The sequence below is a fragment of the Pseudoalteromonas sp. P1-7a genome (genome assembly GCF_001401855.1).
Classification (GTDB): domain Bacteria; phylum Pseudomonadota; class Gammaproteobacteria; order Enterobacterales; family Alteromonadaceae; genus Pseudoalteromonas.
This window is the reverse complement of record NZ_LKDU01000095.1, coordinates 1-487: the sequence shown is the minus strand read 5'-3', so window position 1 is coordinate 487 and position 487 is coordinate 1. Positions and strand designations below refer to the sequence as shown.

The 487-nt window shown below is 46.8% G+C and carries 2 tRNA genes; both read left to right on the top strand.

Features of this window, described 5'->3' with window-relative positions:
* The first annotated feature begins 222 nt into the window (after window positions 1–222).
* Window positions 223–298, top strand: a tRNA-Gly gene (locus AN389_RS19625).
* Window positions 299–317: 19 nt separating this feature from the next.
* Window positions 318–391, top strand: a tRNA-Cys gene (locus AN389_RS19620).
* Window positions 392–487 lie beyond the last annotated feature (96 nt).

The window sequence follows — 487 nt, the reverse complement described above, 5'->3', positions numbered from 1 at the left end:
GAGTGGTGGAATTGGTAGACACAAGGGATTTAAAATCCCTCGACTAACAAGTCGTGCCGGTTCAAGTCCGGCCTCGGGCACCACTTTTAATTATTTTATCAAGATAATTAAAAGTTAGATAAAATATTAATGAAAAGTTTAATACGGCACTAACTCAGTTGCCAGAACGTTTTACCGCGACATGGTCGCGCACCAACGGACAAATTACTGACAAAGTTTAACGCGGCACTAGCTCAGTTGGTAGAGCGCGACCTTGCCAAGGTCGAGGTCACGAGTTCGAGCCTCGTGTGCCGCTCCAAATTATTTGGAAGCGTTAAGGCGGAATGGCAGAGTGGCCATGCAGCGGATTGCAAATCCGTCCACCTCGGTTCGACTCCGGGTTCCGCCTCCATTTAATTACTCCACATGCTTTAAATAGCAAACTCGATGCCCGAGTGGTGGAATTGGTAGACACAAGGGATTTAAAATCCCTCGACTAACAAGTCGT